The sequence below is a fragment of the Acidimicrobiales bacterium genome, assembly GCA_036273495.1.
GTDB lineage: Bacteria > Actinomycetota > Acidimicrobiia > Acidimicrobiales > JAJPHE01 > DASSEU01.
Window position 1 is genome coordinate 1 of sequence record DASUHN010000361.1, and the last position, 3,477, is coordinate 3,477.

At 70.1% G+C, this 3,477-nt stretch carries 4 protein-coding genes; 2 read left to right on the top strand and 2 right to left on the bottom strand.

Annotated elements, in window-relative coordinates:
- A partial coding sequence (locus VFW24_15350; protein ID HEX5268141.1) for a histidine phosphatase family protein occupies positions 1-331 on the top strand: 331 nt, incomplete at its 5' end.
- 22 nt (positions 332-353) lie between these two features.
- Here the strand turns inward: VFW24_15350 and VFW24_15355 are convergent.
- Both VFW24_15355 and gpmA read right to left on the bottom strand, forming a co-directional pair.
- Positions 354-776 (bottom strand): cyclic nucleotide-binding domain-containing protein, encoded by a 423-nt coding sequence (locus VFW24_15355; protein ID HEX5268142.1) that lies wholly within the window; start codon positions 774-776, stop codon positions 354-356.
- Positions 777-801: 25 nt separating this feature from the next.
- Positions 802-1,569 (bottom strand): 2,3-diphosphoglycerate-dependent phosphoglycerate mutase, encoded by a 768-nt coding sequence (gpmA, locus tag VFW24_15360; GenBank protein HEX5268143.1) that lies wholly within the window; start codon positions 1,567-1,569, stop codon positions 802-804.
- Positions 1,570-1,684: 115 nt separating this feature from the next.
- Here gpmA and dnaK point away from each other — a divergent pair.
- On the top strand, positions 1,685-3,477 hold a 1,793-nt coding region (gene dnaK, locus VFW24_15365; GenBank protein HEX5268144.1), incomplete at its 3' end, for a molecular chaperone DnaK.

Consider the following 3,477-nt stretch of genomic DNA (forward strand, 5'->3'; position numbering starts at 1 on the left):
CCGGCCGGGCTGGAACATCTGGGCCGACCGCGCCCCGGGTGGGGAGACACCCGCCGAGGTGGGCCGGCGCGCCGACCGGGTGGTGGAGCGGGTCGGCGGTCTGCTGGAGGGGGACGCCGGGGACGTGGTGCTGTTCTCCCACGGCCACTTCCTGCGCGTCCTGGGCGCTCGGTGGGTGGGGCTGGAATGGGGCCGGGCCCTGGTGCTCGACGCCGGGGCGGTCTCGGTGCTCGGCCACGAGCGGGAGACCCCGGAGCTTCTGCTGTGGAACATGAGACCGACGGCCGCCGGCGGGGCCGGGGCCCCGCCGTCCGGAGGAGCCGGGGCGTAGGGGGCCCGGGCGGGCTGCTACGTCAGCTGACCATCCGGGTGTCGGACTCGGACAGCCGCTGGGCCATGGCCTCGAGCATCTTGTGGGCGATCGTCGGCACGTCCTCGATCATGGCCGAGAGCTCCCGCTGGCCCAGGACCAGCAGGTCCATGTCGGTATCGGCGGTGATGGTCGAGTTGCGGGGCAGCCGGCCCAGGAGCGAGAGCTCCCCGAAGTACTGACCGGGTCCCAGGCTGGCGATCTTGCGGTTGTTCCGCCGGACGGTGGCCTGCCCGGCGCGGATCACGAAGAACTCCCGGCCCGTCTCCCCCTCGGTGGTGAGCACCCGTCCCGCCGGGACCTCGATCTCGTCACAGCTCCGGGCCACCCGGGCCAGCTCCTTGCGCGAGCAGGCCGAGAACAGCCACGTGTCCCCCAGATGGTCGATCTTCTTGTCTGCAGCCATTGCGCGAATCGTACAGAGGAGTCCGCTATGTCTGCCCGGACGGGGCCCCGCCGGCCTGCTCGGCGACCCGGCGGGCCCGGGCCGCCACCTCGTCGGGGTCCCCCAGCCAGCGGCGGTCCAGGACCCGGCATGGATCCCCGGGGTCCAGGTCGTAGACCCGGGGCACCCCGGTGGGGACCTCCAGGCCCACGATCTCCGAGTCCGGGATCCCCTCGAGGTGCTTGATCAGGGCCCGCAGCGAGTTGCCGTGGGCCACCACCAGGACCTCCCGGCCGTCGGCCAGGTCGGCGCAGATCGCCTCGTGCCAGTACGGAAGGAGCCGGGCCACCACGTCGGCCAGGCACTCGGTGGAGGGCAGCTGGTCCCGGGGGACCGCCCGGTAGCGGGGGTCGCGGGTGGGGAGCATGTCGGAGCCCTCGTCCAGCTCGGGCGGGGGCACGTCGTAGCTCCGCCGCCACAGCTTCACCTGGTCGGCCCCGAAGCGCTCGGCGGTCTCCTTCTTGTCCAGGCCCTGGAGCCCCCCGTAGTGGCGCTCGTTGAGCCGCCAGTGGCGGACCGTCGGGAGCCAGCTCATCCCCATCTCCCGGAGGGCCAGGTCGGCGGTGCGGACCGCCCGGGTGAGGACGCTCGTGTAGACGACCTGGGGGGCGAGGGCGGCGGTGGCCATGAGCCGGCCGGCTTCGCCCGCCTCCTTCTCCCCGGTGGGGGACAGGTCCACGTCGACCCAGCCCGTGAACAGGTTCCGGAGGTTCCACTCGCTCTCCCCGTGGCGGAGAAGGGCGAGGCGGGGCACGGGAAAACGCTACCGCCGGCCGGGGAATAGCATCTCAGGCAGACAGGTTGATATGACCACGCTCAAGTTTGTTAGCATTCCACCAACGAAAGAGAATCAGGGAGGCAAGTAGCCCATGCCCAAGGCAGTAGGCATCGACCTCGGCACCACCAACTCCGTCGTGGCGGTCCTGGAGGCCGGAGAGCCCACGGTCATCCCCAACGCCGAAGGGGGTCGCACCACTCCGTCCGTGGTCGGCTTCGCCAAGGGCGGGGAGGTCCTGGTGGGCGAGGTCGCCAAGCGCCAGGCCATCACCAACCCCGACCGGACCATCCGGTCCGTCAAGCGGCACATGGGGACCAGCTGGACGACCGACCTGGACGGCAAGTCGTACACGGCCCAGGAGATCTCGGCCCGCATCCTCATGAAGCTCAAGAGGGACGCCGAGGCGTACCTCGGGGACACCGTCAACCAGGCCGTGATCACCGTCCCCGCCTACTTCGACGACGCCCAGCGCACCGCCACCAAGGAGGCGGGCCAGATCGCCGGGCTCGAGGTGCTGCGCATCATCAACGAGCCGACCGCGGCCGCCCTGGCCTACGGGCTCGACAAGGAGGGCGCCGACCAGACCGTCCTGGTGTTCGACCTCGGCGGCGGGACCTTCGACGTCTCGGTGCTCGAGATCGGTGAGGGCGTGTTCGAGGTGAAGTCCACCTCCGGGAACACCCATCTCGGGGGCGACGACTGGGACCAGCGGGTCATCGACTGGCTCGTGACCTCGTTCAAGAACACCGAGGGCGTCGACCTCTCCAACGACAAGATGGCCCTCCAGCGCCTGAAGGAGGCGGCGGAGAAGGCCAAGATCGAGCTGTCGCAGGTGATGGAGACGACCATCAACCTGCCGTTCATCACCGCCACGTCCGACGGCCCCAAGCACCTCGAGATGAGCCTCTCGCGGGCCAAGTTCAACGAGCTGACCGCCGACCTCGTGGAGGCGTGCCGGGGCCCGTTCGACCAGGCGATCTCCGATGCCGGCCTCAAGAAGGAGCAGGTCGACCACGTGATCCTGGTCGGGGGCTCCACCCGGATGCCCGCCATTCAGGACCTGGTGAAGAGCCTGACCGGCAAGGACCCCCACAAGGGCGTGAACCCGGACGAGGTCGTGGCCGTGGGCGCCGCCATCCAGGCCGGCGTGCTGAAGGGCGAGGTCAAAGACGTCCTGCTCCTCGACGTCACCCCGCTGTCGCTCGGCATCGAGACCAAGGGCGGCGTCATGACCAAGCTCATCGAGCGCAACACGACCATTCCCACCAAGCGGACCGAGGTGTTCACCACCGCCGAGGACGCCCAGCCGTCGGTGGAGATCCACGTGCTGCAGGGTGAGCGTGAGATGGCGATGTACAACAAGACGCTCGGCAAGTTCCAGCTCGTCGACCTGCCTCCCGCCCCCCGGGGGGTGCCGCAGATCGAGGTCACCTTCGACATCGACGCCAACGGCATCGTCCACGTGGCGGCCAAGGACCGGGCCACGGGCAAGGAGCAGTCGATGACCATCACCGGCCAGTCGTCCCTGTCCAAGGACGAGATCGACCGCATGGTCCGCGACGCCGAGGCCCATGCCGCCGACGACCGCCGGCGCAAGGAGGAGGCCGACGCGCGCAACGCCGCGGACTCGCTCGTCTACCAGACCGAGAAGCTGCTCCAGGAGCAGGGGGAGAAGTTCAGCGGGGACGAGAAGACCCAGGTCGAGTCGGGCCTCACGACCCTCAAGGAGGCGCTCAACGGCAGCGACGTGGAGGCCTTGCGCAGCGCCACCGAGACGCTGATGAAGGCCAGCCAGAGCTTCGCCTCCCGCCTGTACGAGCAGTCGTCCTCCGAGTCGGCCGCGGCCGGCGCCTCCGGGCCCTCGGCCCCCTCGGACGATGAGGT

Bases quoted from the DNA above. Each gene is read 5' to 3' on its own strand.
- VFW24_15355 (HEX5268142.1), bottom strand. From the start codon at position 776: ATGGCTGCAGACAAGAAGATCGACCATCTGGGGGACACGTGGCTGTTC.